General features: G+C 36.8%; 13 protein-coding genes. 7 read left to right on the top strand and 6 right to left on the bottom strand.

Going from position 1 to position 17,517, the window contains the following annotated elements; genetic code table 11:
• Positions 1 to 176: 176 nt before the first annotated feature.
• Positions 177 to 3,719, bottom strand: a complete 3,543-nt coding sequence (gene smc, locus IP023_RS10300) for a chromosome segregation protein SMC (RefSeq protein ID WP_241790193.1) — start codon at positions 3,717 to 3,719, stop codon at positions 177 to 179.
• 202 nt (positions 3,720 to 3,921) lie between these two features.
• Here smc and IP023_RS10305 point away from each other — a divergent pair, with 202 nt between their 5' ends.
• From IP023_RS10305 to IP023_RS10325, 5 genes are all read left to right on the top strand, one after another.
• Entirely contained in the window at positions 3,922 to 4,557 is a 636-nt protein-coding gene (locus tag IP023_RS10305) for a peptidylprolyl isomerase (protein ID WP_241790194.1), read from the top strand.
• A gap of 17 nt (positions 4,558 to 4,574) precedes the next feature.
• Positions 4,575 to 5,036 (top strand): OsmC family protein, encoded by a 462-nt coding sequence (locus tag IP023_RS10310; protein WP_241790195.1) that lies wholly within the window; start codon positions 4,575 to 4,577, stop codon positions 5,034 to 5,036.
• A gap of 112 nt (positions 5,037 to 5,148) precedes the next feature.
• A complete protein-coding gene (locus IP023_RS10315) occupies positions 5,149 to 6,282 on the top strand; it encodes a COG1470 family protein (RefSeq protein WP_241790196.1) in 1,134 nt (377 codons plus the stop codon).
• Positions 6,283 to 6,284: 2 nt separating this feature from the next.
• On the top strand, positions 6,285 to 7,235 hold the full coding sequence (locus IP023_RS10320; protein ID WP_241790197.1) for an ABC transporter ATP-binding protein: 951 nt from the start codon (positions 6,285 to 6,287) through the stop codon (positions 7,233 to 7,235).
• A 4-nt stretch (positions 7,236 to 7,239) separates the two neighbouring features.
• Positions 7,240 to 8,196 carry an ABC transporter permease gene (locus IP023_RS10325; protein ID WP_241790198.1) on the top strand — a complete coding sequence of 319 codons (957 nt, stop codon included), beginning with the start codon at positions 7,240 to 7,242 and terminating at the stop codon, positions 8,194 to 8,196.
• A gap of 78 nt (positions 8,197 to 8,274) precedes the next feature.
• Here the strand turns inward: IP023_RS10325 and IP023_RS10330 are convergent, their stop codons facing one another.
• The 4 genes from IP023_RS10330 to IP023_RS10345 all read right to left on the bottom strand — a co-directional run bounded on the left by IP023_RS10330 (position 8,275) and on the right by IP023_RS10345 (position 15,067).
• Positions 8,275 to 9,906, bottom strand: coding sequence for an ABC-F family ATP-binding cassette domain-containing protein (locus IP023_RS10330; RefSeq protein ID WP_241790199.1), 1,632 nt, complete (start codon positions 9,904 to 9,906; stop codon positions 8,275 to 8,277).
• Between the two features lie 941 nt (positions 9,907 to 10,847).
• Positions 10,848 to 12,506 carry an SUMF1/EgtB/PvdO family nonheme iron enzyme gene (locus IP023_RS10335; RefSeq protein ID WP_241790200.1) on the bottom strand — a complete coding sequence of 553 codons (1,659 nt, stop codon included), beginning with the start codon at positions 12,504 to 12,506 and terminating at the stop codon, positions 10,848 to 10,850.
• 65 nt (positions 12,507 to 12,571) lie between these two features.
• Positions 12,572 to 14,275, bottom strand: coding sequence for a fimbrillin family protein (locus IP023_RS10340; RefSeq protein WP_241790201.1), 1,704 nt, complete (start codon positions 14,273 to 14,275; stop codon positions 12,572 to 12,574).
• 378 nt (positions 14,276 to 14,653) lie between these two features.
• Entirely contained in the window at positions 14,654 to 15,067 is a 414-nt protein-coding gene (locus IP023_RS10345; protein ID WP_241790202.1) for a MoaF-related domain-containing protein, read from the bottom strand.
• A gap of 262 nt (positions 15,068 to 15,329) precedes the next feature.
• Between IP023_RS10345 and IP023_RS10350 the strand changes: the two genes are divergently transcribed.
• Positions 15,330 to 16,388 (top strand): NAD(P)-dependent alcohol dehydrogenase, encoded by a 1,059-nt coding sequence (locus tag IP023_RS10350; RefSeq protein WP_241790203.1) that lies wholly within the window; start codon positions 15,330 to 15,332, stop codon positions 16,386 to 16,388.
• Positions 16,389 to 16,437: 49 nt separating this feature from the next.
• Here the strand turns inward: IP023_RS10350 and IP023_RS10355 are convergent, their stop codons facing one another.
• Positions 16,438 to 16,971, bottom strand: a complete 534-nt coding sequence (locus tag IP023_RS10355) for a lipocalin family protein (protein WP_241790204.1) — start codon at positions 16,969 to 16,971, stop codon at positions 16,438 to 16,440.
• 82 nt (positions 16,972 to 17,053) lie between these two features.
• On the opposite strand from IP023_RS10355, the gene IP023_RS10360 reads away from it, so the two are divergent.
• Positions 17,054 to 17,515 (top strand): DUF4268 domain-containing protein, encoded by a 462-nt coding sequence (locus tag IP023_RS10360; protein WP_241790205.1) that lies wholly within the window; start codon positions 17,054 to 17,056, stop codon positions 17,513 to 17,515.
• Positions 17,516 to 17,517 lie beyond the last annotated feature (2 nt).

The following is a 17,517-nucleotide window of genomic DNA, read 5'->3' on the forward strand; positions in this document are numbered from 1 at the left end:
GCTCTTCAGTAAAGAGAAATAGAGGGTTTGTGGTTTATTTTATCTATTTGAATAAAAGTGATTTATGTATCTATTGATAAATAAACATTTTAAGTGAATGGCTGCGTTTATTCAATAAAAAAGGTTCTGATGGAATACATCAGAACCTTTTTTCTATATGTGTTTTCGTGTGCAATCTATGCTACGTCTCGTAAGTCTACAGGGACAACACGTGATACGCCTTGTTCTACCATCGTAACACCGTAGATGATGTCTGTACTAGCTATAGTGCGCTTATTGTGTGATACTACAATAAATTGTGACTCATTAGAGAAGTCTTTGATGATCTTATTGAATTTGTCAATATTCGTGTCATCAAGAGGGGCGTCTACCTCATCAAATATACAGAATGGTGCAGGCTTCAATAGGTATAGGGAGAATAGAAGGGCCGTGGACGTCAATGTCTTCTCTCCACCAGATAGCTGATTGATAGACAATGGACGCTTCCCTTTAGGACGTGCGATGATGTCAATATCAGACTCTAAAGGATTTTTAGGGTCTGTCAATAGGATATCACAGCTATCTTCTTCATTGAATAGTGAACGGAATACCTTGATAAAATTCTCACGTACGGTCGTGAAGGCATGCATGAATTTCTCATTAGCAGAGCCGTCGATTTCTTCAATTGTAGACATCAAAGTAGCTTTTGCATCTAGGAGGTCATTCTTTTCTTTATCGATAAACTGATAGCGTGTAGTGATCTCATCGTAGGCCTCTTTGGCCATTGGGTTGATCGTGCCGTAGTCATCAAGCTGTTTTTTCAAGCGTGTACACATCGAACCTAGTTCTTCGATAGATTCTGTTATTTCTGGCATTTCGCCTTCCAACAGTTCTTTGATATCAATATTGAATTCTACCGAAAGTCTTTCTTTCAAGGAGTTGAGATCAATTTGCAATTCTGTTTTCTTGTCTTTGATTTCGGTAATCAAGAAGTCGTATTGATCTTTAGCTTTACGTAAGCTAGCGACCTCTTCTTCTAAGTCATTCAGTCGTTTACGGAAGGAGTAAAACTCTTCTTCCATCTCTATTAGCGCTTTCTCTAAAGTGTCTTTTTCTTCGTAAAGGCCTTTTAAGTCCTCATCATTGCTGTCCGTAAACGTCAAGGCATCTTTCATGTCTACCTTGATTTGCTCTTGCTCAGCAGTGCTTTTATTGATGCGTTCTTCTAAGGCTTCTTTTTGGCTTTCACGGTATTCCAAATCTTTTTGGATACCCGAGACTTTATTTTGCTGCTGGTGAAGACGTATATTTTCTTGATTATAAGCGGTAGATTTTTCGTTTACAATTTCCTGTAACTCTTGGTAAGCAGCTTGTAAGTCCGCTAATTGTTTTTGACCTTGCTCGATCTCTACTTTTAATATTTTGAGTGCAGGCTCTGCTTCTGTTAGCTCCTGTGCAATCTGTGATAGGCGATGCTCAATATCCTGCTTGCGGTTTTGTGCATTCGATATGAATGCTTGATACTGCTCTTGCTTAGTTTTTACCGATGTCCATTCGTTTTGGAGTCGCGCCAATTGTATACGCAATTCGTCGATAAGCTCTTTTTGCGACTGTGCCTTCAAACTTTGGATCAGTGCTAGTTGTTTTGACTCTTCCTCTTGAAGGGTTTCAATGTGTGCATTTAGCGTTTTAATCTCTTTAGCGAGGATTTCTATGTTTTTGGCTCTACCAATGCGTTTGCCTTCAAATAATCCAACAGAACCGCCGCTAAGGCCCAATTTGTGCTTGCTGAAACGTCCTTCGTGCTGTAGTATGATGATATCATCTGCAGGAAGTGCCATTTCCATACCTGCGGTGGTATTTGATTTTAATAGGTATACATTTTTAAGTAGTTCTTGGCAAAGGGCTTCGTATTTTTTATCCACTTTGATCACTTCCATTGCGTTGATCATCGTATCAGGGATAGAAGCGTGACTAGTGCTGGCAGAAGGCATTACTGCTTCAAGGATAAAGAAGTTGGCACGACCACGTGAAGAGTCGTTCAACAATTTGATGGCTTGAATAGCGTCTTTTTGACTGTCTACAACATAGTGATTCATCACCGATTCTAAGAAGTTCTCTATTGCAACACGGTATTCTTCTTGACAGAATAAAATATCTGAGAATAGCGGGTATTGCTTTGGCCATCCTGCATTCTTACGTAAAAACTTGATAGATTCAGGGAAGCCTTCCAAGTTATCGATCAATGATTTTGTTAGATTGTACTCATTTTGCTTCGCATCCACTAGGCGCAATTCTTTATTGAGCTCCACTCTAGCTTCCTCTAAGCGTTCTTCGGCTTGCTTTATTTGACCATTGAGATTACTTTCCATAGCGATCGCATCATCATATTGCGCCTGCTGGACATCCAATTTTCCTTGGATATCGGCTACCGCAATATTGAAATGTGCTAGCTCTTCAGATTTTGATGAAGCATCTTGCAGATTACGAAGGGCTTCTTGTTCTAGTGATTCTTTCTGAATATTTAAAACAGCAATATCCTTTTCCGCTTTGTATACTTTATTTTGAAGCTCGCTATTATCATTGGCAAACCTATCCAATTTACTTTTTGCCGTTTGTTGTTGACCTCGTAATTCTTCTACTTCGGTCTTTTGGTTTTGTATATCGTTTTGAAAAACATCTAGTTTAGCTTGCTCTTCGTAAATCTCTTCATTAAGTCTTTTGAGCGAGTAATCAACGTTGTTTAACTGTTGCTTGTCCAGATTAAGGTCGGTGATGACACGCGCTTCTCTTTCTTGAAGATGGTACAAACGTTCGTTTTTGATCTTTTTATCATTCTCATACGTACGAATTTTGTTAATGAATTCGTTTGTTGTTTTCTGTTGCGCAGAAAGACTCTTTTCTTTTACTAATATTTCTTCACGACCTGTTCGCAGTTCTTTTTCCTTAACATCGATTTGCTCCAATGTCGTCGTCAATGTCTGTTGTAGATCTTTCTCTTTCTCGGCCAATGAAGTCAAATCCGAACTAAAGCTATCCAATTTATAATAAGCCAAACCGATGCTAGCCTTTTTATACTCTTCTTTTAGCAAGAAGTATTTGTCTGCTTTTTTAGCTTGTGTTTCTAGTGACTTTAGGTTTTTAGTAATTTCATACAATAAATCGTCAACACGTGAAAGGTCAGCTTCAGTTTCTTTTAACTTGCTTAGTGTTTGTTTTTTGCGAACTTTATATTTAGAAATACCTGAAGCCTCCTCAAATAGGTTACGTCTAGAGTTGTCCTTGTTGGCAATGATTTCATCAATCATTTTAAGCTCGATAATAGAGTAGGTGTCTGCACCAATACCTGTATCCAAGAATAAATCTGTGATATCCTTCAAACGGCATTTTACATCATTCAAGCGATATTCAGACTCCCCTGTACGGTATAGCTTGCGCGTGATCGTCACGGTAGTGAATTCGGTAGGAAGGATGTTCTTATTGTTGTTGAATGTAAGAGATACCTCAGCAAGATTGGAGGGCTTACGTGATTTTGTACCGTTGAAAATGATGTTCTCCATTTTCTCGGAGCGTAATGTTTTGGTACTTTGCTCACCCAATACCCAACGAATAGCGTCTACCACGTTTGACTTGCCACAGCCATTAGGCCCGACAATAGCAGTAACACCTTCGTTAAAATTTATCGTGATCTTATCACCAAAACTCTTAAATCCCTTGATCTCAAGTTTAGTTAGTTCCATTAACTTTTTCTTAATATAGCTTACGAAAATACGCATAAATCAAGACAAAGAAAATCTAGGTTTTGCACATTTTGAAATAATCTCCTATCTAGTTGAATAATTGGTGTTTAATTATTTTACATTTCTTATTTATGCTGGTTTATCAGCTGATAATTGTTGCTTTTGTATAAAATATTCTATTTTCGTGCATTACAATTATGATATGAAAAAGTTGCTTGTCTTGTGTTTGTGGTTTATGATGGTTCAATATAATTATGGACAATCAAAGAGGATATTGTTTCATACAGCTTATGGTGATGTCAAAGTGCTGTTGTATGATTTTACGCCTAAGCATAGGGATTTGATAGTAGATGCTATTCAAGATTCTGTCTATGCAAATGCTTTCTTCAATAGGATTATTAAAGATTTTGTGGTGCAAGGAGGTGAGCATGATGATGCTATTTTGAAACGTGAACAAGAAAATCCTTGGGCGCCAAAGCAGCGTCTAGATCCAGAATTTGATGAGCGTGCATTTCATAAGATAGGTGCTTTAGGTGCTGGTCGTGATGATAATCCGCGCAAAGCTTCTTTTTTAAACCAGTTATATTTTGTGGTCGGTAAAGCGGTTACAGCTGATGACCTCGATAGGTTGCAGATCCAAAAAGATATCACCTATACGGATCTACAGCGCAAGGAATATTTAGATAATGGCGGCTTGCCTCGCCTGGATAAAGACTATACTGTCGTAGGTGAAATATACGAAGGTCTTGATGTAATGATGAAGATTAGTCGACTGCAGACGGAAGCTGCGGATTATCCTTTGACTCCTGTTTCTTTTAATCTGTCTTTAATAAAATAAAAGTCTATATGGTATTTATGCATCGATTTAAAGTGGACTTAGAATGGTCTTCAAAGGAAAGTAATGGTTTAGATAAGATTGGTAGAACTATTAAAAATCATATTGTTAAAATTGATGGAAAGGAAATTTTGAATATTTCTGCCGCCAAGTCTTTTAAAGGAGATGCCACGTTGTATAATCCCGAAGATCTATTATTGTCGAGCTTAGCTTCTTGTCATATGATGTCTTATTTGTATTGCTGCTCTACGCATAAGATAGAAATATTATCCTATACGGATCATGCAGAAGCATTGCTTGAAGTAAGCGATGATGGGGCTGGGCGTATCGTACAAGTATTGCTTCATCCTGTTGTTGTAATTGCTGATCCCAGCCAAATTGACTTAGCGCTTAGTTTACATACTAAAGCAAATGAATTATGCTTTATTGCTAATTCCTGCAATTTTCCGGTAGTGCACCAAGCTTCATGCTCGGCTCCCTAATTTAGGCTTGATTTTCTATTTTAGCTATTTGTAAAAATATGTTAAATCTATTGACATGAATACTTCCACTTAATAATTTAGAAGCGCAATTATCTAAATTATTTAAGTAACTATGACTATTAGAAATCTATTTCTAGCAACGATCGTGGGCATTTGCGTAATTTTTATAAATCCTGTCAATGCCCAACAATTACAATTCTACACTACATTTCCTAAACAAGTGGTTTCACCAGGTGAAATCGTAACTTATAATGTAGAAGTCTTAAACAATAGCAATCAAATTATTACTTCGGGTATCCAATTGCTTAACCTACCTGACAATTGGTCTTCTGAAATTCGTTCCGGTAATTTTGTTGCCGATGAGATCTCTATTATTGGCAAAGAAAGGAAATCTATCGAGCTAAAAGTGTTTGTCCCTCAGGATGTCAAAAAAGGACAATATACTGTACGGTTGAACGGTAGTAAAGCAAATAGTCTTCCTTTGACGATAGAAGTCGGTAAAAATGGTACCGCTAATGCTACATTCTCCTCTTCACAGACCAATATGCAGGGGGCTGCAACCTCTACATTTACGTTCAATGCTAGTTTGTATAACGCTTCAGCGCAGCAAGTTGTCTATGCCTTGCAGGGAAAAGTGCAACCTGGATGGGGCTTGGTGTTTAAAGCTGAAGGTAAAGAGGTAAGCTCTGTAAATATAGATGCCTATCAAAAGAAAGATATAACGATAGAAATTACCCCTCCAGAAGGAATCGCTAAAGGGACGTATAAAATTCCGGTACAAGCGGTGGGTGCTGCATCCTCAGAATTGACTTTTGATGTCGTGGTTACTGGATCTTATAAGTTGCAACTCACGACTTCTAATGCTAAGCTAAATACGGATGCTACTTCGGGTGTTTTTAATACGGTAGAGCTGATTTTGAAAAATACCGGATCCTCAGACCTCCATGGTATCAACCTTAGTGTTGATAATCTTAGTGACTGGGAGGTAATCTTTGAGCCTACACGTATAAATACGCTAAAAGCAGGGGAAGTAGCTAAGGTAAATGCCAAAATTAAACCCTCGTCTAAGGCTGTAGCTGGTGATTATATGTTGAATATACAGGCTAAAAATAATGATACCTCTAGTAAAATGGAAATGCGGGTTACGGTAGAGACTTCTATCCTGCGCGGATGGATTGGTATGCTCTTGATAGTAGCTGCTGTAGGCTTGATATATTACTTGATAAAACGATACGGAAGGAGGTAGTTATGGATAATTCGATTATATCCATTGATAATATATCCAAATTTTATGGTAAGCACCAAGCCGTAAAGAATTTAAATCTACAGATCAATAGAGGAGAGATCTTCGGTTTACTGGGGCCTAATGGTGCTGGTAAATCAACTACAATCTTGATGTTGATGGGGATGACTGAAGCTACTGAGGGACATATTCGGATAGCAGGCTTAGATCCACAACGTGAGCCCGTATCGGTGAAGCGTATAATTGGATACTTACCAGATAATGTAGGTTTTTATGATAATATGTCTGCTTTAGACAATTTGACTTTTATAGCACAATTAAATGGGGCTACTGCAGCAGCAGCTTATGCCCATGCTATTACGATGCTTGAGAAGGTAAATTTGAGCGCTGTCAAGGACAATAAGGTTGGTACTTTCTCCCGTGGTATGAAGCAGCGTTTAGGTCTTGCTGAAGTGCTCATCAAAAAGCCGCAAATAATAATACTGGACGAGCCTACTTTGGGGTTAGACCCTGTAGGTGTACAAGAGTTTTTGCAGCTGATAAAATCTTTAAAGGAGGAGGAAGGGTTGACTGTTCTATTATCATCGCATCATCTGCATCATGTTCAAAAGATATGTGATCGTGTTGGACTTTTTGCTGATGGCGTAATGCGAAAATGCGGAACTATAAATGAATTAGGCGCTGATATATTAGATGGTACTGTAAATAGATATCAAATTGAAGTCGTTGATTCTGCTGAAAATATAAGGGAGATTATTCACAGCCGATTGCGGAGTAGTTTGCCACAAATAGATATACGAACGCAAGAAAAAACTATCTATGTACAGGGGGAGTCCTTGTCTATGGATATATTATGGAGTCACCTTAAAGATTTTGAAAACTATATCGTGCGTACCGAAAGATCTGGAAATACAATAGATGATATTTATTCTTATTACTTAGACCGTAAACATTAATGATATGAAGAGAATCAATAACTTTCAAATTCTTTTCCATAAAGAGCTTCGTGATAATCTCAAAAGTTGGAAGTTTATTATTTTATTGTTTTTAATTCTTGGAACGAGCTATGCTGCTATTTATGGTGCTTTTATAGCTTTGACAACATCGAATAGCACATCGCTAGTGGGAACGGTAGATTCATATTTCTTTTTGAAGTTATTCCTATCCTCTGATGGTACAGTTCCTTCTTTTTATATATTGGTAGGTTTTTTAGCTCCTTTATTGGGACTCACATTGGGATTTGATGCCATCAATACAGAATTTAATAATCGAACGATAAGTAAATTATTAGCTCAGCCTATATATAGAGATCATATTATTCTTACAAAGTTGTTGAGTAGGATTTTTATTATCGCAGTGATTTACATCGCTATCATCCTATCAGCAATAGGATTTATTATTTTGAAGACGGGTTTATTTCCAAGTACGCAAGAAGTAGTGAGGCTATTCTTTTTTTATCTATTAATCGTGACTTATTTAGGACTTTGGCTCAATTTGGCTGTATTGTTCTCTGTTATCTTCAAGCAGCCTGCTACAGCGGCAATATTAGGGATTACGATCTGGATATTCTATTTGTTTTTGTATCCTATGCTCTTAAATGTTGTTGGTAAATTGGTTAACCCTGGCCCATATGCGAATCAATATCAAATCCTAGCGTATCAAGAATTTATGCTTACTGTGATGCGCTTTTCACCTACGCAGCTCTTCGAGGATGGTACGAGTATTATATTGTCTCCTTTGGCAAGAAGTATAAACCCGATTGCTAATAATCAGTTTGTAGGCGCTATTCCCAATCCATTATCTATCAAGGCTAGTATTCAGATTGTGTGGTCCCAATTGTCAGCATTAATAGCTTTATCAGCGCTCTGCTTTGCTGCATGCTATTGGTTGTTTATGCGCAAAGAGATAAGGGCTTAGCGATAAGGAAGGTTGGTGATAACTAAAAATCGGTCGATATAGACATATCGACCGATTTTTAGTTATATAGTAATATTGTTATTTCTCAATATCCTTGAGGCTTGTCATCTTTTTGTATTCTAAGAAGCCTTTGATGTCTTCAAAGTGTTCGCGAACGCGTTTGTTGCCAAACTCAAATACTTTCTCTGCCAAGCCATCCAAGAAGTCCCTATCGTGAGAAACTAAGATCAATGTACCATCAAAATCTTTTAATGCATCTTTGATGATATCTTTAGTTTTCATGTCCAAGTGGTTGGTAGGCTCATCGAGGATCAATACGTTTACGGGCTCCAATAGTAATTTTATCATCGCTAGACGTGTCTTTTCACCTCCAGAAAGTACTTTTACCTTTTTCAAGGTATCGTCACCACTAAACATGAATGCTCCCAATAAGTCTTTGATTTTTACACGTACGTCACCTACGGCGATTTGGTCTATTGTTTCAAATACCGTAAGGTCACCATCCAATAATGCGGCTTGATTTTGGGCGAAGTAACCTATCTTAGCATTGTGTCCTACTTTTAATGTTCCCTCAAAGTCTATTTCTCCCATGATTGCTTTGATCATAGTTGATTTACCTTCCCCATTTTTACCGACGAAAGCAACTTTTTGACCTTGTTCGATGACCATATTCGCTTTTTCAAATACTACATGGTCTCCATACGATTTATTCATATCCTCCACGATAACAGGGTATTTTCCCGATCGCGGTGATGGAGGGAACTTCAGACGTAGTGCAGAGTTGTCTACTTCATCAATTTCAATTACTTCCAATTTCTCCAACATCTTCACACGCGACTGTACTTGCAATGTTTTGGAGTAGGTACCTTTGAATCTGTCGATAAATTCTTGGTTGTCTGCAATGAATCGTTGCTGCTCTTCGTATGCTTTTAATTGGTGCTGACGACGCTCTTTGCGCAATTCCAAATAATGGCTGTATTTCGCTTTGTAATCGTAGATACGTCCCATTGTTACTTCAATCGTACGATTCGTAATATTGTCCACAAAAGCACGGTCATGGGAGATCACGATTACTGCTTTGGCTGATGTAACCAAGAAGTCTTCTAGCCATTGGATACTTTCGATATCCATGTGGTTCGTAGGCTCATCCAGTAATATTAAATCAGGCTTCTTCAATAAGATCTTAGCCAATTCGATACGCATACGCCATCCTCCCGAAAATTCAGATGTTTGGCGTGTGAAATCTTGACGCTCAAAACCTAATCCTTTTAGTACTTTTTCTACTTCAGCATCATAGTTGACATCTTCAATAGAATAATATTTTTCACTAAGCTCGGATACGCGCTCGATCAATTTCATATAATCGTCAGTTTCGTAATCCGTACGTATATTCAATTGTTCGTTTAACTCTTCCAGCTCGTCACGCATTTTATAGACTTCGTCAAATGCTTTTGATGTTTCTTCAAAAACAGTAACATTGTCCTGCGTCAATAGGTGCTGTGGCAAATAAGCAATTACAGCGTCTTTAGGGCCTGATACATTCCCGGTGGTAGGTTTTCCTGCTCCCGCAATGATCTTTAATAGTGTAGATTTACCAGCACCATTTTTACCCATTAAAGCGATTTTGTCATTTTCATTAATAGAGAATGATACATCAGAAAAAAGTGTTGTCCCGCCAAACGAAACGGAAATATTATTTACGTTGATCACTATGAATTCGTATTAAAAATAAGTCGCAAAGATAACTAATAAAAGCAATATAATGTACTGCAATCGAAGATAACAGCTTCGTGCTAGTGGGTAACTAAACGGCTGTCTATTTGCTGTGTTTAGAGAATTGCTAAGTAGGTATATCCACGAGATATCGCGGGGTAAGATTAATAAAGTGTAAAGCTGAGTGTTTTTTGTGGAGCTAAGCTCGTTAAGGATATTTTTAAATCTAAAAAAAGGCTCAACAGATGTCGAGCCTTCCACAATTGGTTTGGTTTTATTTATGTTTATAAATAGTAGTCTATTTTTATTGTAAATACTCATTTTCAAAAACTACCCGAAGGTATTTGTATATTAAGTATTTTTTTATCTTAAAAATCCTCAATAGGGATTTCAAATGCTAGCAGCCATAAACTACGCTAGTCACAGTCAGATTCTAGTATTTGCCAAGCAAATGATGGCTAACATAGTATTGATCTCAAAGTATCTTTATGCTGTGGAACTTCTTCACGCTATCTACTGAGATACTTATTGTACATGAAATAAATGTGCCTAAGCATAGTGCTTCTTACAGCTAATTGTTACGACAAAGTAAGAGGTTTTTAGTTGTTATATTGTAATTTTTGTGGTGGACAAAAGGTGGACAATAGTTTATTAAGCTGATAATGAGCGGTAGTTTTTATTGATTAATTGCTTCGTTTGATCGTATTGACGTTTTATTATTTCATCATTCCGAGGAGGATCGACCTGGCAATCTGTTATTTCGCAACAGATTGCTTCGCTTGCTCGCAATGACGTTTTATTATTTTACATGCTCTGTAGCGGATGACGTCCTATTTAGTGCGTGTATACAATTAAAAAAAGGCGCAACAGATGTTGCGCCTTTCACAATTGGTTTGGTATTATTTATGTTTATAAATAGTAGTCTAATGTATGTATTGTTATTTTTCAAATACTATGCGAAAACCTGCAGTAGGAAGATATGAATTTCTTGCCATAGCTGATCTTCCAAAAGAATTAGGAGCTGCGGTTTGATAAGAGCCACCGCGTACAATATGAAAGACACCACTATTTACGATAGGGTTGGTCACGGGATCACTACTGTTATACGCTGGTATAGTTGAGGTAGGGTAGGTGTCTCGTGTTATTTCAGCGACATTGCCATAGATATCGTATAATGAATTTCCGTTAGCACGTAATAGTCCTACTTTATGTGTTATGTTACTGCTATTGGTCGTTATCCATGCATAATTAGCAGCGCTCTCATTAGCAAAGAAATGTAATGTATTAGTACCTGCGCGTGCAGCGTATTCCCACTGTGCTTCAGTAGGTAATTTTCCACCTGCCCAATTACAATATGCAAGCGCACCTTCTGGTGTTACGTTGGTTATTGGAAGATCCTTATTGTTTGCAGATATAGTCCAAGGGTTTCTTTCCTTGTCAAAATCAGCAGTAGGGGAATTAGGGGCGCCTATATAAAGCAGATTTATGCCATCTAGAGTAACCACGTTGTCAGTTAATTTTACATTGTTCGCATTCAAGAATTCTACATATTGCCCAATTGTAATTTCATACTTACTCATGTAAAAATCATTGGTCAACGTAACGTTATGCAAGGGTAACTCATTACTTTGAAAGGGGTTATTAGGATTTCCCATTATAAAAGTGCCAGCCTTAATAAATGTAGTAGGTATATCATTAGGGAAATCTGTGAATGTTATACTATATGCTTTACCCTGAATTAATGCTAATTGCTGGGGCTGATTTACGATTTGAGTTTTATTGCCCTGTGACATTAGTATCAAGGGTTGGTTGGCTACTAATGTCTGTGTAGGTACTATAGCACGATAGGTAAATGATGTTTTGTAATCTGTTGACGTTGGTTTTTCTACACGATAGGGGCGAATAGCCGAATAAATGGAGCTATTGCTCGTGAATTGTTGTGTAGCCAAATTAAACATCCCTGTAGTATTCAGTCGATTGAGCATGATTTGTAAGCTCTCATCGACATTCATATCAGGATATGCAGTAGAGTGCAGCGGGATTTCTATTTGAAGTAAACTTAATTGATGTCTAAAGGTCAAGTTTACGTAATTGCTATTTGTAGTATTCATGGCACGAGCAGCCATCAAATCGGAACCAACAAAATTATCTATCGATGTTTGGTCCGTTTTAATACTAAATTGATAGTTCGTAGGGTTGGTCATTTGTGCACTATATGGATAATAGGCATAGAAGTCCAAGTTGTTGACACCACTAGGCCATGAGATATCTCCTTGCCAGTTGGTACCATCATAGACAATCTTTATATTGTGAATTATATTACCGCTTGCTTGTAATAGTTGACCGGCAGGTACTGCAAAAATACCGATACTATCTAAGGCTGTAAAAGCAGCATGTAGATCACTCTTATTATTAGGTGGGGATAGTGCCAATTTATCTAGTGATGCGGCTTTTACTAAGGGAGCGTCAAATAATGTACCCCCCTCATCGGATGATGAGGCTATATTTATCTTAAAGTTTATTTTATTGTCTTTATTGTGTTCCTCTGGAGATAATATATCCGTGTTTTTACAAGCTTGCAAAAACATAACTGCCATTATAAAGATGTATTTAATCGCAAATATTTGTTTATATTGTAAAAGCATGTATAGTGTTAAGTTAGTTAGGGATTAATAACGATACGGAAGCCAATGTATAAATTAGTGGTATTTTTATTGTTAAAATTTCTTACATAAGCTGATGCATTTTGTGCATTTAAGGAGGTATTGCCTCCACGTATACAAGCATAGGTAGTTGTAATTGGACCTATAGGATCTATCAATGGCATGAGCTCATTATTGGCTATTGGATAAGGGGGAAGTTCATTTATCCATGCTCCATCTAAACACCATTCCGACACATTTCCAGCAATATCATTTAATCCCCAAGGGTTTGTTTTTTTTACGCCTACAGGTTGTAGTTCACTAATTGGATTATTAATATTTGGATTATTTTTGAAGTGACCATAGTTCATCATCTCATTTGCATCGTTACCTGTGAAGAATTTTGTCTTTGTTCCGGCTCGATAAGCATATTCCCATTGTGCCTCTGTAGGTAATGTACCTCCTTTCCATTGCGCATAAGCTAATGCTCCCTGCCACGTTACATATACCATTGGGTAATTTTCAAATCCTGGTTGTACTACCCATTGATAAGTATCATAATAAGGTGTTACTTTTCTTGAATTATCGACATTAAACAATGTAATTGAATTTCCGTTGATTTCTTGTTTAACAGCATTTCCTTCCAAACTCAGCTCCCCCCCAATAGCATTCAAGAATTCAGCATATTGTTCTACTGTAATTTCATTTTTACTCATATAGAAACTTTTACTTATACGTGCCCAGTGCGGTCGATATGCATTTGCTGGACTAAAGTTATGTATAACAGCAGTGTCTGGTGCTCCCATAAGGAACGTTCCTGCGGGTATATAGGTATATTCTATAGGACTGTTGCTTGTTACCCCTTCTACAGGTGCTGAAGAGTTAAGTGTCCATGGGCTGATATCTGTCAGCTTTACACGGATTGTTTTCTCTAATACGGTTATTGTATACTCGTATAATTTGCCTGATTCGAATTCATCAAGCCTAGGAAGGTTATATTGCCATTCCAATGCCCCATTACTCAATTTGAAGCTGCGATTTGCTAAGTCATCATTTGGTATGATAATACCTTCGCGTGCCGTGCCAATAGATATTGCTGTCTGTGCTACTTGTTTAGTGTCCAGTGTTCCTGTAGTCAAGTTGAAGTCTGCCCGGTCATAGAAGCCTTGCATCTCTATATTTATTGTTTCAAGCCCAGTGTGCGTACCGTCACTATTCTGAAGGTGGAACACGACCTTGCTTAATTGGTGATTAAAACTCAAGGATGCAGTGGTATTGCTTTTATTGATCTCCTTTGTAGTGTTACTATATAACAAATCAATCGCTTTTTGATCAGCTTGGTTACGTACATCTATAGCATAATTGCTGGTAACATCATTTTTGTATGGTGCATATGCTATCAAATCGATGTTTCCGGATTGGGGGTAATAGATAGAATTACCCTGTAATTCGAATATCGATAAATTGGAGTTGTAAGTATATTTACGGTTGGTTTCTACTAATGATGTAAAGCCAGCAGAACCACTTGGTTTTATAAAGAGGGCAAAAGAATCTTTATTTTGCCAATAAATTGTTGGAGAGGCGTATGCTGACGCCACAGTTGCTTTGATGTGTAGCTGCTGATCGCTCCAGCCTAAATATGCTTCATCCTTGTGCGAACAAGACGAACCTAAAAATGAGGTGAATAGAATTATTAAAAACGGTATTGTATTAAAAATCTTCATATCGTAGCGTACTTAGCTTTGTCTCGTGCAAGTTTATTATCATTAAATACATTAAAACAGTTAATAGTTAATAGTTTATTAGCTAGCTAATCCTACAAAACAGAAATAATATAATTATTGCAAATAATTAAAATAATAACAAATAAAGAGTTTTAAACTTGTTTTATCTAATATGAAGGGGGGACAAATAGTGGACAATAGGGTATAGGTTTATTAATAAGCTTCTTGTGTTACTTTTTTATAAAGCCAGACTTGGTAAGTTTAAGGGGGCAAATAGCCATGAAATAAACGATCTAAAATTTATTAATCCCTTTAATTAGTTGTTTTGTGGAGATGATACCTGAGCAAATAAAATAAGCAGGAATGGCTGTAGGCCGGTTATTTATTTTCTGTCCATTTTCCTTGAATCATAAATCCTTCCCTTTCTCCTCGTGTGCTATTTTCATCACGATAGCTTATAAAAGCATTGACATCGCCCGTCTCTACATTAACAATTTTGCTTACTGTAAGGCCATCTACTTCTATCCAATTAATAAGAAACTCCGTTTTACTTATTTTTTTAAAGAATATTTTCTCTTCGCCTTCGTTTACTATTCCATCTTTATGAGTTGTCTTCCAGTGTAGTTTTTGGTCAGAAATATAATTTACTTCTGCCTCAAACTCGGGATAGGTAATGGTTGCTTTTTTGCCTATGATGTTGTACTCTTTTGTATCTTCTTTATCTGTTTGTTGTTGACAAGATAGCGTTGTTAGGAGTATGAAAAGAAAACTAATTTTTAGAGCTGAATACATGATTTTGTGTGTTTGTAATATGTTATGAATGCCTTAATATTATTTGCCTGATATGAATAATTCTTAGTTAAGTTGGATTTCAAGCTTATTTAGTTCGTTGATATGTTGCGTGTTATGAATATAGTGATTTTTTATTAGTGCGACTATTTTCAAATGAATGTATCAGATAAATGTAAAGATATATCTACATAGAAAAAAGCAAGTCCTCCGCTTAATTCCACTCCTTAATTTTAAGTATATTTGATAAAGAAATTTAATTATTATGAAATCAAAAATTATTAAAGCTTATGGTGCAGATTCTCCAAAATCTGACCTTAGTGAAATGCAAATAACAAGAAGGGACTTGACAGCTAAAGATGTAGAAATAGATATTTTATTTTGTGGTGTTTGTCACTCTGATTTACATACGGCTCGTAATGATTGGGGAGGAACCAAATACCCTGCGGTTCCTGGTCATGAGATTGTAGGGCGTATCACTGCTGTCGGTGCTGAAGTGAGCAAATTTAAAATAGGCGATTTAGTCGGTGTAGGTTGTTTAGTGGATTCTTGTCGTACTTGTGATAGCTGTAAAAAGGACTTAGAACAGTATTGTTTAAATGGGTCTACAGGTACATATAATGGACAAGATGTGCATTTAGGAGGGCATACTTTTGGTGGTTACTCGGAGTCTGTGGTTGTAGATGAGGCTTTTGTGCTTCGTGTTCCTGAAAATTTAGACTTAGCAGCAGCATCACCTTTGTTATGTGCGGGTATTACTACATGGTCTCCATTGAGACACTGGGGGGTCACAAACGGTACAAAAGTTGCTGTTATAGGCCTAGGTGGTTTGGGACATATGGCCATCAAATTGGCTAAAGGTCTTGGTGCTTCTGTCACCTTATTCTCTCGTTCTCCAGAGAAAATTCAAGATGCTTTAGATCTTGGTGCTGATGAGGTTATTATCTCTACAGATTCATCACAAATGGATAAAGTTCAGGGTAAATTTGATGTTATCATCGATACCGTGCCTTATGTGCACGATGTGAACCCTTATATAGCTACTTTAGCAATCAGTGGTACATTGGTGTTGGTCGGGTATTTGGGGCCTTTGGAACCGGTATTGAATACGGTGCCCATGATATTAGGACGTCGTTCAATAGCGGCATCCGTGATTGGTGGTATTGCAGAAACGCAAGAGATGTTGGATTTCTGCGGCAAACATAATATTGTTTCCGATATAGAAATGATTAATATGCAAAATATTAATAATGCATATGAGCGTATGTTAAAAAGTGATGTAAAATATCGTTTTGTAATTGATATGAAATCATTGAAAGTATAATTTTTTTGTAACTCGCTAATTGTTATGGGGTTATTTTAGCGAGTTACTTTTAATCATGTTCCGTCCAGGTTAGATTTTCAATCGTGTAACCTGATTTTTTAGCGTAGTCTAAATACTTAGTTTTTATTTCTGGAGGTATTGTTTTCGTTCGTGATAGAATCCACAGGTAATTTAAATTCTCTCCAAAGATAAGGGCATGTTGATAATTTTCGTCAATATGCATAATGTTGTATCCGGAATAAAAAGGTCCAAAAAAAGATACTTTTAAGGCGCCAATATTTTCAGTTTTGGCAAATTTAGCTTTACCAATAGATGTTTTTATTTTGTCCGTGTATATGTGCTGTCCTTGGTTTATAACTTTGATAGTGCCATTATTATTTAAGCAATATTTAGCAACGACATTTTTTAAATTTTTCTCCCAAAAAAAATCTAGCCTAGCTATTTCGTGCCATCTCCCTAGATATTTATTTATATTAAAATTGTTAACCACAGGGAGAATACTTCTTGTCGGCTTCAATAAGTTATAAAGCACAGTGCCTGCAGCAGATGCTGTTAATAACATTAACGTTCTTTTTTTATTCATAATTGTAAAGGTTTTGTAGATATAGAATTTTATATATACAATTATTTGGCCATTTTTTTAGCTTTGTAAAAAAAAGATAGTATTGTATTCAAAAGAAGAAGTAAAAAGATTGAAAGAACAGTTTTGGACATCTTTCGGTCAATATATGTCAGCGATCCCTTCTGCTGACATGGAGAAGGTTAATTGGGTGAACTATAAAACAGGTGTAAAGCATTTATCCTTTAAGATGGATGCTACCAACAAGGCGGCCTATGTCATGATTGAATTAACACATCCTGATGACAGTATGCGCGAATTGATGTACGCTCAATTTGTAGAATACAAAAATATTTTACACGCTAATATAGATGAAGAGTGGGAGTGGGACGAGGTTTACTATGATAGCGCCGGGAAGAAAACTTCTCGTATCTCTGTAGAATTAGCTAAAGTTTCCGTTTTTAAAACAGAGGATTGGCCTACATTGATTTCTTTTTTTAAACCCCGAATTATTGCGTTGGATGAATTTTGGTCCACCGCTAAATATGCATTTGATATTTTTAAATAATA

Origin of the sequence: Sphingobacterium rhinopitheci, assembly GCF_022627575.1 — a bacterium.
GTDB classification, from domain to species: Bacteria; Bacteroidota; Bacteroidia; order Sphingobacteriales; family Sphingobacteriaceae; genus Sphingobacterium; species Sphingobacterium rhinopitheci.